The organism is Kribbella sp. NPDC002412 (assembly GCF_053592935.1).
Window position 1 is genome coordinate 21799 of record NZ_JBSFBL010000013.1, and the last position, 16944, is coordinate 38742.

The 16944-nt window shown below is 70.2% G+C and carries 12 protein-coding genes; 3 read left to right on the forward strand and 9 right to left on the reverse strand.

Going from position 1 to position 16944, the window contains the following annotated elements; genetic code table 11:
* The first annotated feature begins 8 nt into the window (after positions 1–8).
* Entirely contained in the window at positions 9–2297 is a 2289-nt protein-coding gene (locus ACWCOV_RS13090; protein ID WP_449829464.1) for a beta-xylosidase/alpha-l-arabinosidase, read from the forward strand.
* Here ACWCOV_RS13090 and ACWCOV_RS13095 read toward each other — a convergent pair.
* Complete coding sequence (locus ACWCOV_RS13095) at positions 2288–4228, reverse strand: alpha-glucuronidase (RefSeq protein WP_449829465.1); 1941 nt, start codon at positions 4226–4228, stop codon at positions 2288–2290. The genes ACWCOV_RS13090 and ACWCOV_RS13095 overlap by 10 nt on opposite strands.
* A gap of 267 nt (positions 4229–4495) precedes the next feature.
* Between ACWCOV_RS13095 and coaA the strand changes: the two genes are divergently transcribed.
* Positions 4496–5449, forward strand: a complete 954-nt coding sequence (gene coaA / locus ACWCOV_RS13100) for a type I pantothenate kinase (RefSeq protein WP_449829466.1) — start codon at positions 4496–4498, stop codon at positions 5447–5449.
* On the opposite strand, the gene ACWCOV_RS13105 is transcribed toward coaA, so the two are convergent.
* Positions 5425–6594: an MFS transporter gene (locus ACWCOV_RS13105; protein ID WP_449829467.1), complete on the reverse strand. Its 1170-nt coding sequence runs from the start codon at positions 6592–6594 to the stop codon at positions 5425–5427. The two genes, coaA and ACWCOV_RS13105, sit on opposite strands and share 25 nt — an antisense overlap.
* A gap of 30 nt (positions 6595–6624) precedes the next feature.
* Positions 6625–6918 carry a hypothetical protein gene (locus ACWCOV_RS13110; protein WP_449829582.1) on the reverse strand — a complete coding sequence of 98 codons (294 nt, stop codon included), beginning with the start codon at positions 6916–6918 and terminating at the stop codon, positions 6625–6627.
* 9 nt (positions 6919–6927) lie between these two features.
* On the opposite strand from ACWCOV_RS13110, the gene ACWCOV_RS13115 reads away from it, so the two are divergent.
* On the forward strand, positions 6928–7314 hold the full coding sequence (locus ACWCOV_RS13115) for a 4'-phosphopantetheinyl transferase superfamily protein (protein ID WP_449829578.1): 387 nt from the start codon (positions 6928–6930) through the stop codon (positions 7312–7314).
* Positions 7315–7539: 225 nt separating this feature from the next.
* On the opposite strand, the gene murQ is transcribed toward ACWCOV_RS13115, so the two are convergent.
* From murQ to ACWCOV_RS13145, 6 genes are all read right to left on the reverse strand, one after another.
* On the reverse strand, positions 7540–8433 hold the full coding sequence (gene murQ / locus ACWCOV_RS13120; RefSeq protein WP_449829468.1) for an N-acetylmuramic acid 6-phosphate etherase: 894 nt from the start codon (positions 8431–8433) through the stop codon (positions 7540–7542).
* Positions 8434–8503: 70 nt separating this feature from the next.
* Positions 8504–9391 (reverse strand): MurR/RpiR family transcriptional regulator, encoded by an 888-nt coding sequence (locus ACWCOV_RS13125; RefSeq protein WP_449829469.1) that lies wholly within the window; start codon positions 9389–9391, stop codon positions 8504–8506.
* A gap of 35 nt (positions 9392–9426) precedes the next feature.
* Entirely contained in the window at positions 9427–11151 is a 1725-nt protein-coding gene (locus ACWCOV_RS13130) for a serine hydrolase (protein ID WP_449829470.1), read from the reverse strand.
* On the reverse strand, positions 11148–12431 hold the full coding sequence (locus ACWCOV_RS13135; protein WP_449829471.1) for an exo-beta-N-acetylmuramidase NamZ family protein: 1284 nt from the start codon (positions 12429–12431) through the stop codon (positions 11148–11150). Before ACWCOV_RS13135 ends, ACWCOV_RS13130 begins: the two co-directional genes overlap by 4 nt.
* Positions 12432–12455: 24 nt before the next feature.
* The gene (locus tag ACWCOV_RS13140; protein ID WP_449829579.1) at positions 12456–14999 is read right to left on the reverse strand and encodes a glycoside hydrolase family 3 N-terminal domain-containing protein; all 2544 of its coding nucleotides are present in this window, start codon (positions 14997–14999) and stop codon (positions 12456–12458) included.
* A 2-nt stretch (positions 15000–15001) separates the two neighbouring features.
* Complete coding sequence (locus ACWCOV_RS13145; protein ID WP_449829472.1) at positions 15002–16804, reverse strand: glycoside hydrolase family 3 protein; 1803 nt, start codon at positions 16802–16804, stop codon at positions 15002–15004.
* Between the last annotated feature and the right edge of the window lie 140 nt (positions 16805–16944).

The window sequence follows — 16944 nt, forward strand, 5'->3', positions numbered from 1 at the left end:
GGAGCTTGATGGGCGCCTGGCAGGACAAGACCGCACGTCCGGACGACCGGGTCGAGGCCTTGCTGGCCGAGCTGACCCCGCGGGAGAAGGTCTCCCAGCTGGCCGGCCTGTGGGTCGGCGCCGGAGACAGCGGCGAGGACGTCGCGCCGTACCAGCACGACATGAGCGCCGACCCGCCGGTCTGGGACGAGGTGATCCGGGACGGGCTCGGCCAGCTCACCCGCCCGTTCGGCACCCGGCCGGTCGACCCGACCACCGGCGCCCGGTCGCTGGCCGCGGCGCAGCGGCAGATCATGGCCGCCAACCGGTTCGGCATCCCGGCGATCGCCCACGACGAGTGTCTGACGGGCTTCGCGGCGTACGGCGCCACCATCTACCCGACCCCGCTCGCCTGGGGCGCGACCTTCGACCCGGAGCTCGTCGAGACCATGGCCCGCCACATCGGCGCAGACATGAAGTCGGCCGGCGCGCACCTCGGCCTCGCCCCGGTCCTCGACGTCACCCGCGACTACCGCTGGGGCCGCACCGAGGAGACGATCGGCGAAGACCCCCACCTGGTCGGCACGATCGGTACGGCGTACGTCCGCGGACTGCAGGACGGCGGCGTCCACGCCACGTTGAAGCACTTCGCCGGCTACTCCGCCTCCCGGGCCGGCCGCAACCTCGCACCGGTCTCCATGGGCCGGCACGAGCTCGCCGACGTGATCCTGCCGCCGTTCGAGCTGGCCGTGGTCGAGGGCGGTGTCCGGACGGTGATGAACTCGTACGCCGAGATCGACGGCGTCCCGGTCGCCGCCGACCCGGAACTCCTGACCACGCTGCTGCGCGACACCTGGGGCTTCGACGGGACGGTCGTCGCGGACTACTTCGCGATCGCGTTCCTGCGCACCCTGCACCAGGTCGCGGGCACCGACGGCGAGGCGGCCGCACTGGCGCTGAAGGCCGGTATCGACGTCGAGCTGCCGACCGTGCACACCTACGCCGACGCGCTGATCGCCGAGGTCGAGGAGGGACGGCTCGACGTCGAGTACGTCGACCAGGCCGTCCGCAGGGTGTTGCGGCAGAAGTGCGATCTCGGCCTGCTCGACCCCGACCTGGACCTCGAGCCGACGGGACCGGTCGAGCTGGACACGCCCGCCAACCGGGAGCTCGCGGCGCGGTTGGCCGACGAGTCGATCGTGCTGCTCGCGAACGATGGCGTGCTGCCGATTGCCCCCGGCAAGAAGGTCGCGCTGGTCGGCCCGCGCGGGATGGACGCGCACGCGATGCTCGGCTGCTACACGTTCCCGATCCACATCGCGCCCCGCTACCCAGGCACCGACGACGGCGTCCAGATCCGCACGCTCGCAGAGGCACTGGTTGCGCAGGGCATCGACCTGAAGACGGCCGAAGGATGCGGAGTCGACGACGACTCCGACGACGGTTTCGAGGAGGCGATCACCGCTGCCTCCGAGGCGGACGTCGCGATCGTCGCCCTCGGCGACCGGGCCGGCCTGTTCGGCCGCGGCACCTCGGGCGAAGGCTGCGACGTGGAGACCCTGGCCCTCCCCGGGCGCCAGGCCGACCTGCTCGACGCGGTCCTCGACACCGGTACGCCGGTCGTCGTCGTGGTGCTGTCCGGACGCCCGTACGCCCTCGGCCGATTCGCCGACCGTACGACGGCCATCGTGCAAGCGTTCTTCCCCGGCCAGGAGGGTGGACCGGCGCTGGCCCGGGTCCTCACCGGAGCCGTCAACCCGTCCGGCCGGCTCCCGGTCAGCCTGCCGCGGAGCGAAGGCGCACAGCCCGGGACGTACCTCCACCAACCGCTCGGCGGCCGCAACAAGGTCTCGTCGGTCGACCCGACACCGCTCTTCCCGTTCGGCCACGGAACGTCGTACACGACCTTCGAGTGGACCGACGCGACCGTGGACCGCGACAGCGTGCCGACCGACGGCACGGTCACCCTCCAGGTCACCGTCCACAACACCGGCGCGGCGGACGGCACCGAGATCGTCCAGCTCTACCTCGGCGACCCGGTCGCCAAGGTGACCCGCCCGGTCACCCGGCTGATCGGCTATCACCGCATCGACCTCGCCGCCGGCGAGTCCCGGACGGTCGAGTTCACCGTGCACGCCGACCTCACCTCGTTCGCCGACCGCACCGGCGCGCGCATCGTCGAGCCCGGCGAGATCAACCTCCGGCTGGCGAGGTCCAGCGCCGATGTCCAGTCCACCCACACCGTGACACTGACCGGACCCGAGCGCAGCGTCGATCACACCCGCACCCTGCGGTGCGCCTCGAAGGACTACCGGTAGATCGTGCGGCCCGCCGCGTCCGGGACGCCGCTGAGGCGGTAGAAGTACGTGTTCACCTGGTCCCGCCACTCGCGCGCGTTGCGCAACTGCAGCTCGAAGCGGGCTGAGATGTTCTCGCGGGTGGCGGGGTCGAAGCGGTCGGCAATGGCCTTCCAGCGGGCGACCATCGCTTCGACTTCGTCGTACCCCTGGAAGTGGGTGTCGTAGATGTGCTGCAGGACGGTGCGGCCGTTCTGCAGCACGTGGTCGTAGGGCACGTGGTGGAAGAACAGCAGCAGCTCATCCGGGCAGGTGTGGACGCTCTCGTAGCTGCCGGCGAGCGGCTCCGGGTACTGCGCGGTGAAGCCTGACCCGGTCGCGACGGTCCGGTCGACGCCGACGCCGTACCGGTCGGCGAAGTGGTACGCCCCCCGCTCGGAGTACTCGTAGCCGTTGACGTTCGGCCCGTAGTGCGTGTCCGGCGTGACCATGAAACCGACGCCCATCGGCGCGGTGTAGCGCTCGTACGTCCGCCACGAGTCGGCCATGATCTCGACCAGCTCGGCCCGGGTCCGGTCGTCCATCGCGAACGTCGCCGCGGCCCACTCGTGCAGCAGGCTGACCGGATCGGCAGCCGGATCCCAGGCCAGCCGCCCGTACGCATAGAGGTTGCTCTGGGCAAGCTTGTGGCCGGTCCAGTTCGGCTCGTCACCGACGTTGGCGACGCCCACAATCGCTTCGGCGCGCTCGGCGATCGTCGGCCCGCCGGACCCGGTGGTGCCGAACTGCAGGATCCCCCGCCACCACGGCCCCAGGTAGCAGAGATCCTTCTGCTGACCGGTGTACTCCTGCGTCACCTGCAACTCGACCGCGGACCGGGTCTCCTGCAACTCCCCCAGCAACGGCGACACGGGTTCGCGCGGCTGGAAGTCCAGCGGCCCATGCTTGATCTGCAGTACGACGTTGTCGTCGAACAACCCGTCCAGCGGCACGAAGTGGTCGTACGCCGCCCGGGCCCGATCCGTGCTCCGGTCCCGCCAGTCCTGATGGCAGTAGTAGACGAAGCACCGCCAGTAGACCGTCCCCTGATACGGCGCCAACGCGCGAGCCAGCATGTTCGCGCCGTCGGCATGGTGCCGCCCGTAGGAGTACGGACCGGGCCGGTTCTCCGAGTCCGCCTTGACCACGAAACCGCCGAGGTCCGGCACCGCGTCGTACACGCGGCTGACGGCCGCCGACCACCAGCGGATCACCCGTTCGTCCAGTGGATCGGCCGTCTCCAGCTCGTCGAGGACGATCGGTGCCGCGAAGTTCACCGACAGGTGGACGGCGATGCCGTACTCGCGGAACACCGCGGCGAGCCGGGCCAGGTCCGGGAGGTGGTCGCTGATCAGCCGGGTCTCGGCGGCGTGCACGTTACCGTTGTTGACCACCACGGCGTTGATCCCGACCGAGGCCAGCAGACGAGCGTACGCGCGCACCCGGGTCAGATCCTGGACAACCCGGCCGTCGCGGAAGAATATCGATCCACCCGAGTATCCGCGCTCGACGGAACCGTCGAGGTTGTCCCAGTGCGCCACCATCCGGACCGCGACCGCCGGCCGCTCGACCACGGTGAAGTCGCCGGTCATCCACTCGAAGTACCGCAGCAGGTAGAAGTACCCGTACAGCAGGCCGCGGCCGCCCTCGGCGGCGACGACCAGTTGGTTGCCTCGTCGCGTCACCACAAAGCCTTCGGCTCCGAGCCCGTGGGCCGGCAACGCCTGCTCGACCCACGGCGCCAGCGGCGTCTCCTCGAGCCGCCCAAGGGTGCACAGGGCAACCTCTACGTCATGACGGACCCGGCGGGTCTGCCGGAGCTCGGCCCGGATCGTCTGCGCCAACGCTCCGGAGGCGTGGATGGTGACCTCGGGCAACCGCTGGCCACCGAGCCAGCAGGGGTCAAACGTCATCCGAGCGCAACACCTCCCGGTCCCCGTGGTTCAGCAGGAAGACATACCGCTGACCGTCCTTGTACCGCCGCGTCGCCCCCGCGGGTGCCGAGCAGAACTTTCGCCGAGAACTTCGGTACTCGAACGTGGACACACCGTACGCACGCGCTCACATGCCGTCAATAGGTCGAGCAAGCGGTTTCCGGAGTCGGCCTGTTCAGGTGGTTGAGACGTAAGCCACCCCGCCCGGGGTGGGTCGTCGTACGTCGGGGTGGGAAGAATGGCCTCATGCTGCAGCCGACGCGGGAGGTGACTCCCTACACCGAGCTGGACCGGGCGGCCTGGGCGCAACTGGCCGAGACGACCGTGTCCCCGCTGACGGCCGAGGAGATCGAGCGGCTGCGCGGCCTCGGCGACGAGATCGACATGGACGAGGTGCGCGAGGTCTACCTGCCGCTGTCGCGGATCCTCTCGCTGTACGTCCGGCACGCCCGCGCGCTGCACGCCGACACCGAGAGCTTCCTCGGCAAGCCGGCCGCGACCCGGACGCCGTTCGTGATCGGCATCGGCGGGTCGGTTGCCGTCGGCAAGTCGACCACCGCCCGGTTGCTGCGCGAACTGCTGGCCCGCTGGCCCGAGCACCCGCGGGTCGCGCTCGTCACCACCGACGGGTTCCTCTGGCCGAACGCCGAGCTCGAGCGCCGGAGCCTGATGATGCGCAAGGGCTTCCCGGAATCGTACGACCGCAAGGCGCTGCTGCGGTTCGTGATCGAGGTGAAGTCCGGGATGGACAACGTCGAGGCGCCGGTCTACTCCCACCTGCACTACGACCGGATGCCCGGCGTCCGGACCACCGTCGAGCAGCCGGACATCCTGCTGCTCGAGGGCCTGAACGTCCTGCAGCCCGCGCCGCGGCACGCGGACGGCAAGAGCGGCCTGGCGGTCAGCGACTTCTTCGACTTCTCCGTGTACGTCGACGCGGCCGCCGACGACATCCGGTCCTGGTACGTGCACCGCTTCCTCAAGCTGTGGGAGACGGCCTTCCGCAACCCGGAGTCGTACTTCGTCCGGTACGGCGAGCTGAGCCGGGAGGAGGCGGTCAAGAAGGCCGAGTCGCTCTGGGACGGCATCAACGGCCCGAACCTGCGGGAGAACATCCTCCCCACCCGCTCCCGCGCCACCCTGGTGCTCCGCAAGGGCGCCGACCACACCGTCCGCTACGTCCGGCTGCGCAAGCTCTGAAGCGTCGGGAAGATCGCCACCGCGACGACGGCCGCGGTCAGTGCGAAGGCGACCGAGTAGCCGGTGCCCGCGACGATCGCGCCGAAGACGATGGCGCCGACACCCCAGCCGCCGTCGTAAGCCAGGTTCCACAGTGCGCTGACCTGGCCGTAGCGGGACTTCGGGACGCGGTTGTACATCAGTGACAGGGTGAGGTTCTGCGCGGCGCCGAAGCCGATGCCGAACAGGGTGGAGCCGACGACGATCGCGGTCGCGCTCCCGATCAGGACCAGTGCGCCGGCGCCGAGTGCGGCCAGGACCAACGCCACCGGCAGCAACTTGGCTGGGCCGACGCGGTCGCCGTACCGACCAGCCAGCCACCGGGCGCCGGGCGCCGTGATGGCCTGCATCAGCAGGGCGGTGGCCACCAGGGACTGGTTCTCCTCGGCAACGGCCAGGGGCAGGAAGGTGACGCTGATGCCGGCGGCGACGGTGACCGCGGCGAACACGAACGTCGGCATCAGCAGACCGCTGCCGCGCAGACCGCCGAGCACCTTGACGTGCTGCTCTTCCACGCTGGGCCGCCTGGGCATCCCGCCGAGGGTGATCAGACCGACCAGCGAGGCCGCCGCGGCGAGGACGAACAGGGCGTCGAAGCCGATCACGCCGGTCAGGTAGACGCCGAGCGGCAGCCCGATCGCGGCGGGCAGGCCGACGACCACGCCGTACACCCCGAACGCCTCACCGCGGCGGCGCGCCGGGGTCACCTCGGCGATCAGCGCGACCGCGCCGACGACCAGGATCGCCAGTCCGGCGCCGCGGACGACGCAGACCGCGAGGACGAGCGGAAGGGACGTGGTGGTCAGCAGGACCAGGGACGGCGCCCCCAGCAGGACCAGTCCGAGCCCGAGGACGACCTGGTAGCCCCAGCGAGCCAGCATCCTGGGCACCAGCAGCTCGACGCCGACCGCGGACAGCATCATCGCGCCGGTGGACAGCCCGGCGCCGATGCCACCCGAGCCGCTGGCGGCCAGGTACAGCGGGACCACCGAGGTGAGCAGGTACATGCTCAGCGAGGAGCCGAAGACGGTGAACAGCAGCCGGCCGAACTGACCGGTGAGCAGGCGCGGGGCCGCGGGGGCCAGGGAGATTTCGCAGGTGGTCATGTCTCAACGCTAAGAACAGACCGGTCTCCCCTACAGATCCAGTTTTACCCCGCTGCAGAGGACCAGTATCGGAGCGGTTACCTTCTTCCGGTGGGTGACGCGGTACACGTGCGGTTGGCGCCGGCCGGCGAGTCGTCGGCCGCCCAGACACTCCTGCTCGACCTTGCCGCCTCCTTGCTCGGAGGTACGCCGTCCCTGCACCACGAACCGACCGGCCGGCCCCACATCGACGGCCTCTCCGTAAGCATCAGCCGCAGCCCCAACCTGATCGCGGCCGCCGCCGCTTTCGGCGGACCCATCGGCGTAGACGTCGAAGACATCCACCCCCGCGAGGTGACTGGTCTAGCGCGCCGCTGGTTCGACCCTTTGGAGCTGCAGTGGATGGCAACCCAGCCCGACCACCTGACCGCCTTCCTCCACCTGTGGACAGCAAAGGAAGCCGTCGGCAAAGCCCTCGGCGTGGGCTTACAAAACCCCGGCCTCCGCCGGCGAATGCCCCTCCCAACCTCCCCCACCGACCTCCCACCACTCCGCGCCAGGGTGGTCCCATCCGAGCCGACCCTCACGGTCCTGCACCTACCTGTCGATGCTCCGGCCGTGCTAGCTCTGGCGTTACCCGCGACGACAGCCGAGGTGACTCTGGTCGAGCATCACGGGGCCGGCCTGCGAAGGACGGTGGGGTCGCGGACGAGCTTTCCGGTCGTTTCCGGGCCGACCTGATCGGCGTCGGCTCGATGCCCACGATCGGCTTCGCCGGGACTCGGGGCCTGCCCACCCCTCCGGCGGGCTCGAACAGCAAATAGCCTGTTCAAGCCCCCCAGTTCGTGTCCAACCCCGGTCCGGACCGACTGACTCGTCCACGCCCTCTCCGCGCCGTCCACAGCGCGCCTCACCTCGGTGAGCGGCTGCGCCAGAGGCGCCGAAAGCCGCCGCCACGGAGCGGTGTTACGCGGGGGCGCCGAGGGTGGTCAGGGCGGTGGCTACTCGGCCGTGGGCGGCGTCGAGGGCGGCCCGGGCGGCGGGGATGGGGGTGCCGGTGAGGAGGTGGACGAGGGCGGGTTTGAGTTCGCCGTCGGCTTCGGCCAGGGCGGCTTCGCAGGCTTCGGGGTCGGCGCCGGTGGCTTCGCCGAGGATGCGGAGCATGCGGCCGCGGAGCTTCTTGTTGGTCGCGACCAGGTCGACCATCAGGTTCGACCAGGTGCGGCCGAGCTTGATCATCAGGGTGGTGGAGAAGGCGTTCAGGATCATCTTCTGCGCGGTGCCGGCCTTGAGCCGGGTGGAGCCGGCGATCACCTCGGGGCCGGTGTCGGCGGCGATCACGATGTCGGCCAGCGGCGCCAGCGGGGCGGCGGGGTTGGAGGTGACCAGGACGGTGGTCGCCCCGGCCGCTCGCGCGGCTCTCAGAGCGCCGGCGACGTACGGCGTGCTCCCGGAAGCCGCGAGACCGATGACGAGGTCCGCGGCGGTGACGGTGCTCGCGTCGAGAGCGCCGCCTTCCTCGGAGTCCTCGACGTTCTCGACCGCGCGGAGCAGCGCGTCCATGCCGCCGGCGTGGTGGGCGACCACCAGGCCTTCCGGCGCGTGGAAGGTCGGGAGCAGCTCGGCGGCGTCCAGGACGGCCAGGCGGCCCGACGTGCCGGCGCCGAAGTAGTGGACCCGGCCGCCGCTGCGGACGGCCTCGACCCCGGCGTCCACGGCACGGGCCAGCTCGGGAATGACGACGCCGACGGCGCCGGCCACCCGGGCGTCCTCGGCGTTCACCATCCGGAGGATCTCGGTCGTGCCCACCGCATCGATGGCGAGCGTCCTGGGGTTGCGCTGCTCCGTCGGCGTGGTCACAGCTCCGATGTTAGTTTCCTACTGAAGGATTTTCAATTCTGTTGATCGTTGACGGAACTGATTGACGTGCTCACTCCGAGCCCTTCAGCCGGTGCCCGCGCACCGCGCTCGCGGTCTCCTCGAGCGCCTTGCGGGCGTCCGGCAGCACCTGCTGGGCAACGCCGATGAACAGGCAGTCGATCACCGTCAGCTGCGCGATCCGGCTCGACATGGCTCCGGAGCGGTACGTCGTCTCGCGGGCAGCCGTGGTCAGCACCAGGTCCGCCGTCCGGGCCAGCGGAGAGCGGGGGAAGTTGGTCACGGCGACCGTGGTGGCGCCGTGCTTGGCCGCCTCCTCGAGCGCCTCGACGACCTCGACCGTCGTACCGGTGTGCGAGATGCCGATCGCCACGTCGCCGTCGCCGAGCAGCGCCGCGCTGGGCAGCGCCACGTGCACGTCGGACCAGGCGAACGCGACCCGGCGGATCCGGTGCAGCTTCTGCTGCAGGTCGAGCGCCACGAAGGCGCTCGCCCCGAAGCCGTACAGGTCCACCCGTGGCGCGTTGACGACGGCCTCGACGACCTTCGCCAGGGCGTCGACGTCGACCTGCTGCGCGGTCTCGCGGACCGCCCGCTCGTCGGCGAACGCGACCTTGTTGATCACGTCCGCCAGCGAGTCACCGGGCTCGATGTCGCCACCGACCTCGGGCCGGACACTCTCCTGCGCCGACTGGGCCGCCAGCTGCAGGCGGAGCTGCGGGTAGCCGGGGACGCCGATCTGCTTGCAGAACCGGATGACCGTGGTCTCCGAGGTGGACGCCACCTCGGCCAGTTCGGAGATCGTCATCGCCGCCACTCCGCCCGGGTCCGCGAGGACCGCGTTCGCCACCCGCTGCTCGGCCGGCGCCAGCGCGGGCATCACCGCGCGGACCCGGACCAGCAGCGGCCCCGTGGGTTCTGGAGAGGAAACAGAGTTCATGACAGCACGGTACGGCGACTTACCACCCAGTGGTGTCACCGACGCGAAAGTCTCCAACCGTTGGCGGTAAATGACTCCGGCGTTCGCTCTCCGTCGAGAAGAACACCACTCTGGCTCGTGATCTTCACACCGTCGACGTACACGCCCCGGCCCTGGTACAGCGCGTCGGAGGTGTAACGCCACCGGACCGTCTGCTCACCGGCCGCGAGGTCGGCGAAGACCTGGTGCCAGTGCCGGTCGCCGGAGCCGCTGATCGTCCCGTCGTAGTCGACCACCGTTCCCCGGTCGAGCACGGTGAACGGCACCTTCGTCCAGGTGGTCCCGTCCGCCGAGGTCTCCAGGTACAGCCGGTCGGTCTCCTCGGTGTCCACGAACATGTCGAACGACAGCTTCGCCCCGCCGTCCGGTACGGCGACCTGCGCAGCCAGGGTCGTGGTCGCGCCGTCCGTCGTACCCGAGAACCAGGCGTCCTTGCCGTGCCGCGGCCCGACGCCGAGCGCGAGCGCCAGCCCCTGGGCGACGGCCCGCCGGGCCGGGTTGTTGCTGCCCCAGTTGCGGCTCGGGTGCACCCGGTTGGTCAGCAGGATCGCGAACGAACGCGAGTCGAAGTCGATCACCAGTGACGTCCCGGTGTACCCGGTGTGGCCGGCCGTCCGCGGTCCGGACAGGCCGTTCATGTACCAGCGCTGGTTCAGCTCGAACCCGAGCCCGTGGTCGTTGCCCGGGAAGGCGCCGTTGAAGTTGGTGATCATCGCGGTCACCGAGGACTCCTTGAGGATCCGGGCGCCGCGGTAGCTCCCGCCGTTCAAGAAGGTCTGGGCCAGAACCGCCAGGTCGTCCGCGGTGCTGAACACCCCGGCGTGGCCGGCGACGCCGTCCAGCGACCAGGCGTTCTCGTCGTGCACCGAACCCCAGACCATCCCGCGCGGCGGCGCGGACTGGAACTCGGTGGCCGCGATCCGCGGCTTCTTCTTGGCGTCCGGGTTGTAGCCGGTGTCGCGCATCTGCAGCGGCTTGGTGATGCCGTCGGCAACCAGCTTGTCCAGCGTCTTGCCGGTCACCCGGTGCGCGAGCTCGCCCAGCGCGATCAGGTTGAGGTCGCTGTAGAGGTACTTCGTCCCCGCCGGGCTGGTCGGGGTCGCGGTGAGCGCCATGTGCATCCGGGAGGCCGGATCCGGCTGGGCGCTCCACAACGGCAGCCAGGCCGGCAGCCCGGTGGTGTGGGTCAGCGCCTGCCGGACCGTGATCGCCTGCTTCCCGTTCTCGGCGAACTCGGGGACGTACGACGCGATCGGCGTGTCCAGCCCGACCTTGCCCTTCTCCACCTGCTGCATCACCACGATCGAGGTGAACAGCTTGGAGACCGACGCCAGGTCGAAGATGGTGTCGGTGCGCATCGGGATCTGCTGGTCCGCGGGCAGCTCGGTGCCGGCGCCGTCGGCGTACTTGAGCGCCATCCCGGTGGCCGTCTTGGTGACGATCTTGCCGTCGTGGCCGAGCAGCGTGACCGCGCCGGCGTACAGGGGTTTCGCCGTGCCGTTCGGCCTGGTCCAGGCGTCCACCTGGGCCAGGGCCGCGTCGATCGGCGCGGGGTCGAGACCGGCCTTGGCCGGGGTGGATTCGCGCAAGAGAGTCGTCTTCGGTGCGTAGCCGTCGTACGGTCGGTCGAACCGGCCTGATCTGTTGCCGTTGGCAACCGCCGGTGTGGTCAGGGCGAGCATCACGGTGGAGACTACCGCGATTCCGACAACACGTCTCACCGGTGCGCTCCCTTGTACAGCAGGTACTTCGCCCGGCGCGCGGTCCACGCGTCGGTCTCGGGCTTCCAGGCCGCCACGATCTCCTCGGCCGAGGCGCCCGCGGTCAGCATGGTCCGGAACCGGTCGGACCCGGTCAGCAGGTCGATCCAGCGGCCGGGCGGGTTCTCGGTCCGCCAGGCGAAGCCCGGGTACAGCCGGCGCGCCTCCACGATCATGTGGGTCGCGGCGGTGATCGCCTCCACCTTGTGCGGGTCGGTGATCAGCACCTGGACGCCGCCGCACAGCACGTTGGCGTTCTTGGAGATGAACGGCGTGAAGTAGGCCTCCCGGAAGTCGACGCCCGGGATGTTCTTCGCCTGCAGCGCCTCGGCCCACTTGTAGTCGATGTACGGCGCCCCGATCAGCTCGAACGGCCGCGTCGTACCGCGGCCCTCGGACATGTTGGTCGCCTCGAACAGGCACATGCCCGGGTAGAGCAGCGCGGTGTCCGGGGTCGGCATGTTCGGGCTCGGCATCACCCAGGTCAGGCCGGTGTCGTCGTACAACTGGTCGCGCTTCCAGTTCTTCACCTGGATGACCTGGAGCTCCTTCAGCCGCTTGCCGTCGGCGTCGAGCGGCAGGTACTCGGCGTCGAACAGCCGGGCCAGCTCGCCCACGGTCATGCCGTGCTGCTGGATGATCTCCTCCTTGCCCACGCCGGAGGTGTAACCGGGCTTGAGCATCGGGCCGCGCGCGTACCCGCCGACCGGGTTCGGCCGGTCCAGTACGACGAACTTCGCGCCGGTGCGGGTGGCCGCGATCATCGCCTCGTACATGGTCCAGATGTAGGTGTAGAACCGGGCGCCGACGTCCTGGATGTCGAAGACGACCGTCTCCACGCCGGACTTGGTGTAGAGGTCGGCGAGCTTGGTCGCGGTCGCGCCGTACGCGTCGTAGACCATGATCCCGGTGCGCGGGTCGATGTGGTCACCCTCGGACCCGCCGGCCTGGGCGGAGCCGCGGAAGCCGTGCTCGGGTCCGAAGACCGCGACCACGTTGACCTGCCCCGACGCGTGCATGGTGTCGACGATGTGGCTGAGGTCGGGCAGGATGCCGGTCGGGTTGCTGATCACGCCGACCTTCTGGCCGGCCAGCGCGCGCCAGCCGTCGGCGGCCAGCACCTCCGCACCCGTCATCGTCTTGCGCCTGCTGGGCGTCGGGCCGGCCTGGGCCGCCGGTACGTCGATCATGGGGGCGGCGGCCAGGGCACCGGCGCCCGCGAGCAAACTGCGGCGCTTCATCGGACTTCTCCTTCGGGCAAGGCGTTACGGGCGGAACAGCAGGTCGGCCACCACGGGGCGGTGGTCACTGGCCGCTTGTTCAGGGGGTACGACGGCGTGCCGGACGCGGAACCCCGCGCCGACGGTGACGAAGTCGATCCGCTTGACCGGATCGAACGCCGGGTAGGTGCTGGGACCGCCGGCCGTTGAGGCGGCCGCCGTCCAGCTGTCGGTGAGGCGGCTCCACAGCCCGGCGAGCTCCGGAGCGTTCGCCTCGGCGTTGAAGTCACCAGTGAGGATCTGCAGGTCCTTCCTCCGGTCCCGGGCCAGGATCCTCATCGTGTCGGCGACCTGAGCCTGCCGGACCGACGGGTCGACCCGGTAGTCCAGGTGCGTGGAATACACGTGCACCCGGCGGCCGCGCACGTCGAGCTCGGCCTCCAGGAAGCCGGGCGCCGGGGCCGGCACCGGGTTCGGGTCCTGGGTCGAGAGCCGGGTGATCGGGTGATTCTCGATCCGGACCAGCGGGAAGCGGGACAGTACGCCGACGCCGTACTGCCGGCGTGGTTGGCCGGCGGCGGGCGGGTCGAGGTCGTAGATCGGCGCGAACCCGGAGTACATCCCGAGCTTCGCCGCGAGCTCGGCCAGGGTGTCCAGCCACTCGCTGCGCGCACCCCAGTGCACGTCGACCTCCTGCAGCCCGATCACGTCGGCGTCCAGCGCCTTCAGGGCCTGCGCGGTCCGCTCCAGGTCGAACACGTTGTCCGACCCGGCGCCGGCATGAATGTTGTACGAGGCAACGGTCAGCCGGGTGTCGCGCGGGTCGAAGGTGAGCCCGTGCCCGAACGGGTGCAGGGTCTGCTCCGGGTCGGGTTGCGCCGGGATCGCGACCGGCAGCTTCCCAGTCGGCGCGAGCTCGCCGTACAGGACCTTGGCCAGCGCCTCCATCGACGCGGCCGCGTACCCGTAGGTGGCCAGCGTGGTCTTGGCCGAGGGGAAGTAGGCGACGTCGTACGGATCCCGTACGGCGACCACAATCACGGGCCGCCCGGTCGCGAGCAGCGTGTTGACGAGCTTCTGCTGCTTGGCCTGCTTGTCGGTGACGGTGGTGTCCCAGGCCTTCATTGTCAGTACGACGGTGAGGTCAGCGGCCGCGGACGCCGCCACCGCCTCGTCGATCCGGGCATCGGTCGGTGTGGCGCCGGTGTCCTTGACCGTCACCGTCGCGCCCCGGCCCTGCAGTGCGGTCCCGAGGGCGGCCGGGGTGTACCCGGCGACCAGGATCTTCCGCGGCGCCGGTGACAGCGGCAGCACGCCGGCGTCGTTCTTCAACAGGGTCGTACTGCGGTCGGCGATCCGCTGCGCGGCGGCGTAGTTCGACGGTGTGCCGACCACCATCGCGACCTGCGCCAGATCGACGTACGGGCGGTCGACAACGCCGGTCTTCAGCTTGAGCTTCAGGATTCGCTCGACACTCTGGTCGATCCGCTCCTCGCTGATCCGGCCGGCGTGGACCGCGCCGATCACCGAGTTGAACGCCAGCTCGGGGTTGACCGGCATCAGCAACTGGTCGACACCAGCCTCGAGCGCCCGCAGTGGGATCTCCGCGTCGCCGTACTTGTCCCGGACGCCCTTCATGCCGAGGGAGTCGGTGATCACGACCCCGTCGAAGCGCAACTGCTCGCGCAGGATGCCGGTCAGGATCGGCCGGCTCAGCGTGGCCGGGTCGCCGGACGCGTCCAGCGACGGGACCACGATGTGCGCGGTCATGATCGAGTCGATCCCGGCCCGGATCGCCGCCCGGAACGGCGGCGCGTCGATCGTGTTCCACTCCTCGACGGTGTGGTTGATCGTCGGCAGCGAGGTGTGGCTGTCGTCCCGGGTGTCACCGTGACCGGGGAAGTGCTTCGCGGTCGACACGATCCGGCCGTCGCGCTGGTAGCCCTTGACCTGTTCGGCGGTGAGCTCGGCGACCAGCCCGGGGTCGGACGAGAACGAGCGGACCCCGATCACCGGGTTCAGCGGGTTCACGTTGACGTCGGCCACCGGCGCGAAGTCCGTGGTGACACCGACCGCGCGCAGCTCCCGGCCGCCGATTCCGGCCGCGAGCCGGGCGAACTGCCCGGATCGCGTCGCGCCCAGCGCCATCGCGCCCGGGAACTGGGTTGCGGGCGGTCCGACGCGGAACACCACGCCGTACTCCTGGTCGGTGCTGATCTGCAGCGGGATCCCGGTCGCGCCGATCGACGCGCTCTGCAGCCCGTTGGAGAGCCGGGCGATCTGCTGCGGGTCCTTGGTCGAGTCGGTCCAGGCGAAGTAGATCACCCCGCCGAGGTGGTACTTGCGGACCACCTCGGCCGGCGTGGCGACGCCGTACAGGCTGGTGTTGCGCGGGTCGGCCGTGTCCGCTGTCGGCCCGTAGGCGTAGCAGACGAACAGCTGGCCGACCTTCTGCTCCAGCGTCATCCGTTGCAGCGTCTCGCGGACCCAGCGGTCGCCGGCTGCGTGCGCGGTCGCGGTGCCGGCAACGGTCGTGCCGGCCACCGCGGCCGCGGCGAGGCCGAGGGTCTGGCGGCGGGTGAACTCCATCGTCACCAGGTCAGTCCATGGCCGAAGGGGTAGAGCGGCGTCGCCGGGTCGCCGGCGACCGGGATGTCGACGGGGAGCTTGCCGGCCGGCTTGATCTCGCCGTAGAGCGCCTTGGCGAGCGACTCCATCGACACCGCGGCGTACCCGTAGGTGGCCAGGTACGTCGGCGCCGCGTCGAAGTACGCGATGTCGTACGGATCGCGTACGGCGACCACGATCACCGTCTTGCCGGTGGCGAGCAGGTTCTTCACCAGCTTCTGCTGCTTGGCCTGCTTGTCCGTGACAGTGGTGTCCCAGGCCTTCATCGTCAGTACGACGGTGACGTCGTTCTGCTGAGCCTTGGCCACGGCATCCGCGATCGCCGCGTCACTCGGCGCCGCCCCGGTCTGCGCGACCGTGGTCGTGGCGCCGCGGGTGGCAAGGCTGTTGGCCAGCGACTGCGTCGTGCTCACGCCCCACCCGGTGACCAGGATCTTCCGCGGGTCGGCGCTGAGCGGTACGGCGTTCGCGTCGTTCTTGACCAGCGTGACGCTCTTGTCGACGATCGCCTGCGCGGTCGCCAGGCTGGCCGGGGTGCCGACCGTGGACGGGATCTTCGCGGGGTCGACGTACGGGTTGAACAGGACGCCGTTCTTCAGCTTCATCAGCAGGATCCGCAGCAGGCTCTCGTCGATCCGCTTCTCGCTGATCCGGCCCGAGCGGACCGCGTCGACGACCGCGTTGAACTGCAGGTCCGGCGCCGGCGGCAGCAGCAGTTGGTCCGCGCCGGCCTCGATCGCCCGGATCGCGACCTCGGCGTCGCCGTACTGCTGGCGGACGGCGGCCATCTCGAGCGCGTCGGTGATGATCAGGCCCTTGAAGCCGAGCTGCTCGCGCAGGACGCCGGTCAGGATCGGCTTGCTGAGCGTCGCCGGGTCACCCGACGGGTCCAGGGCCGGGACCACGATGTGCGCGGTCATGATCGAGTCGATCCCGGCCTTGATCGCGGCCTGGAACGGCGGCGCGTCGATCGTGTTCCACTCCTGCAGGGTGTGGTTGATCGTCGGCAGCGAGTTGTGGCTGTCGTCGCGGGTGTCGCCGTGGCCCGGGAAGTGCTTCGCGGTCGCCATGATGCCGGCGTCGCGCTGGTAGCCCTGCACCTGCGCGACGGTCATGTCCGAGACCAGCTTCGGGTCGCTGGAGAACGAGCGGACGCCGATCACCGGGTTGAGCGCGTTCACGTTGACGTCGGCGACCGGGGCATAGTCCTGCCGGATGCCCATCGCCTTGAGCTCGCGGCCGGTGATGCCGGCGGCGGTCCGCGCGTCCGCGGTGTTCCGGGTCGCGCCGTGCGCCATGTTGCCGCCGAACTGGGTGGCCGGCGGGCCGATCCGGACCACGACGCCCTGCTCCTGGTCGGTCGCGATCGTCAGCGGGACCCGCAGGCCCACGCTGGTGGCGGTCTGCTGGAGCTGGTTCGAGTACGTCGCGAGCTGCGTCGGGTTCTCCACGTTGCCGCGGGCGTTGAAGTAGATCCAGCCGCCCGGCTTGTACTTCGCGACCACCTCGGCCGGCGTGGCGACGCCGTACAGGCTGGTGTTGCGGGCGTCGGGCTGGTTGGCGTTCGGCCCGTAGGCGAACAGCACGAACATCTGCCCGACCTTCTCCTCCAGCGACATCCGCTGGATGGTGCGGCCGAGCTGGGCGGCCTGCTCGTTCCCGATCGGGTCGGGTGGTGGAGCGCTGGCGGCGGTGGAGACTCCGACCCCGGCAATCGCGGTTGCGGTGGCGAGGCCGGCGAGGCTCAATCGGCGCAAGGCGGACATGACAGACCCCCTACAGGTTATTGAATTACAGGCGCTCCCCCGCGACGCGAAAGTTACCCACACCGCCACACCGGGTCAAGGGCAAACTACTAACTGACGCTGCGTAGCCACTGCCCGCGACCCGGTGCGTCCGGCACCTG

What these genes read in the sequence shown, in the direction of transcription:
- coaA (WP_449829466.1), top strand. Translation starts at nt 4,496, where the DNA reads ATGCTGCAGCCGACGCGGGAGGTGACTCCCTACACCGAGCTGGACCGG.
- ACWCOV_RS13090 (WP_449829464.1), top strand. Translation starts at nt 9, where the DNA reads ATGGGCGCCTGGCAGGACAAGACCGCACGTCCGGACGACCGGGTCGAG.
- ACWCOV_RS13095 (WP_449829465.1), bottom strand. Translation starts at nt 4,228, where the DNA reads ATGACGTTTGACCCCTGCTGGCTCGGTGGCCAGCGGTTGCCCGAGGTC.
- ACWCOV_RS13145 (WP_449829472.1), bottom strand. Translation starts at nt 16,804, where the DNA reads ATGTCCGCCTTGCGCCGATTGAGCCTCGCCGGCCTCGCCACCGCAACC.
- ACWCOV_RS13140 (WP_449829579.1), bottom strand. Translation starts at nt 14,999, where the DNA reads ATGGAGTTCACCCGCCGCCAGACCCTCGGCCTCGCCGCGGCCGCGGTG.
- ACWCOV_RS13135 (WP_449829471.1), bottom strand. Translation starts at nt 12,431, where the DNA reads ATGAAGCGCCGCAGTTTGCTCGCGGGCGCCGGTGCCCTGGCCGCCGCC.
- ACWCOV_RS13105 (WP_449829467.1), bottom strand. Translation starts at nt 6,594, where the DNA reads ATGACCACCTGCGAAATCTCCCTGGCCCCCGCGGCCCCGCGCCTGCTC.
- ACWCOV_RS13125 (WP_449829469.1), bottom strand. Translation starts at nt 9,391, where the DNA reads ATGAACTCTGTTTCCTCTCCAGAACCCACGGGGCCGCTGCTGGTCCGG.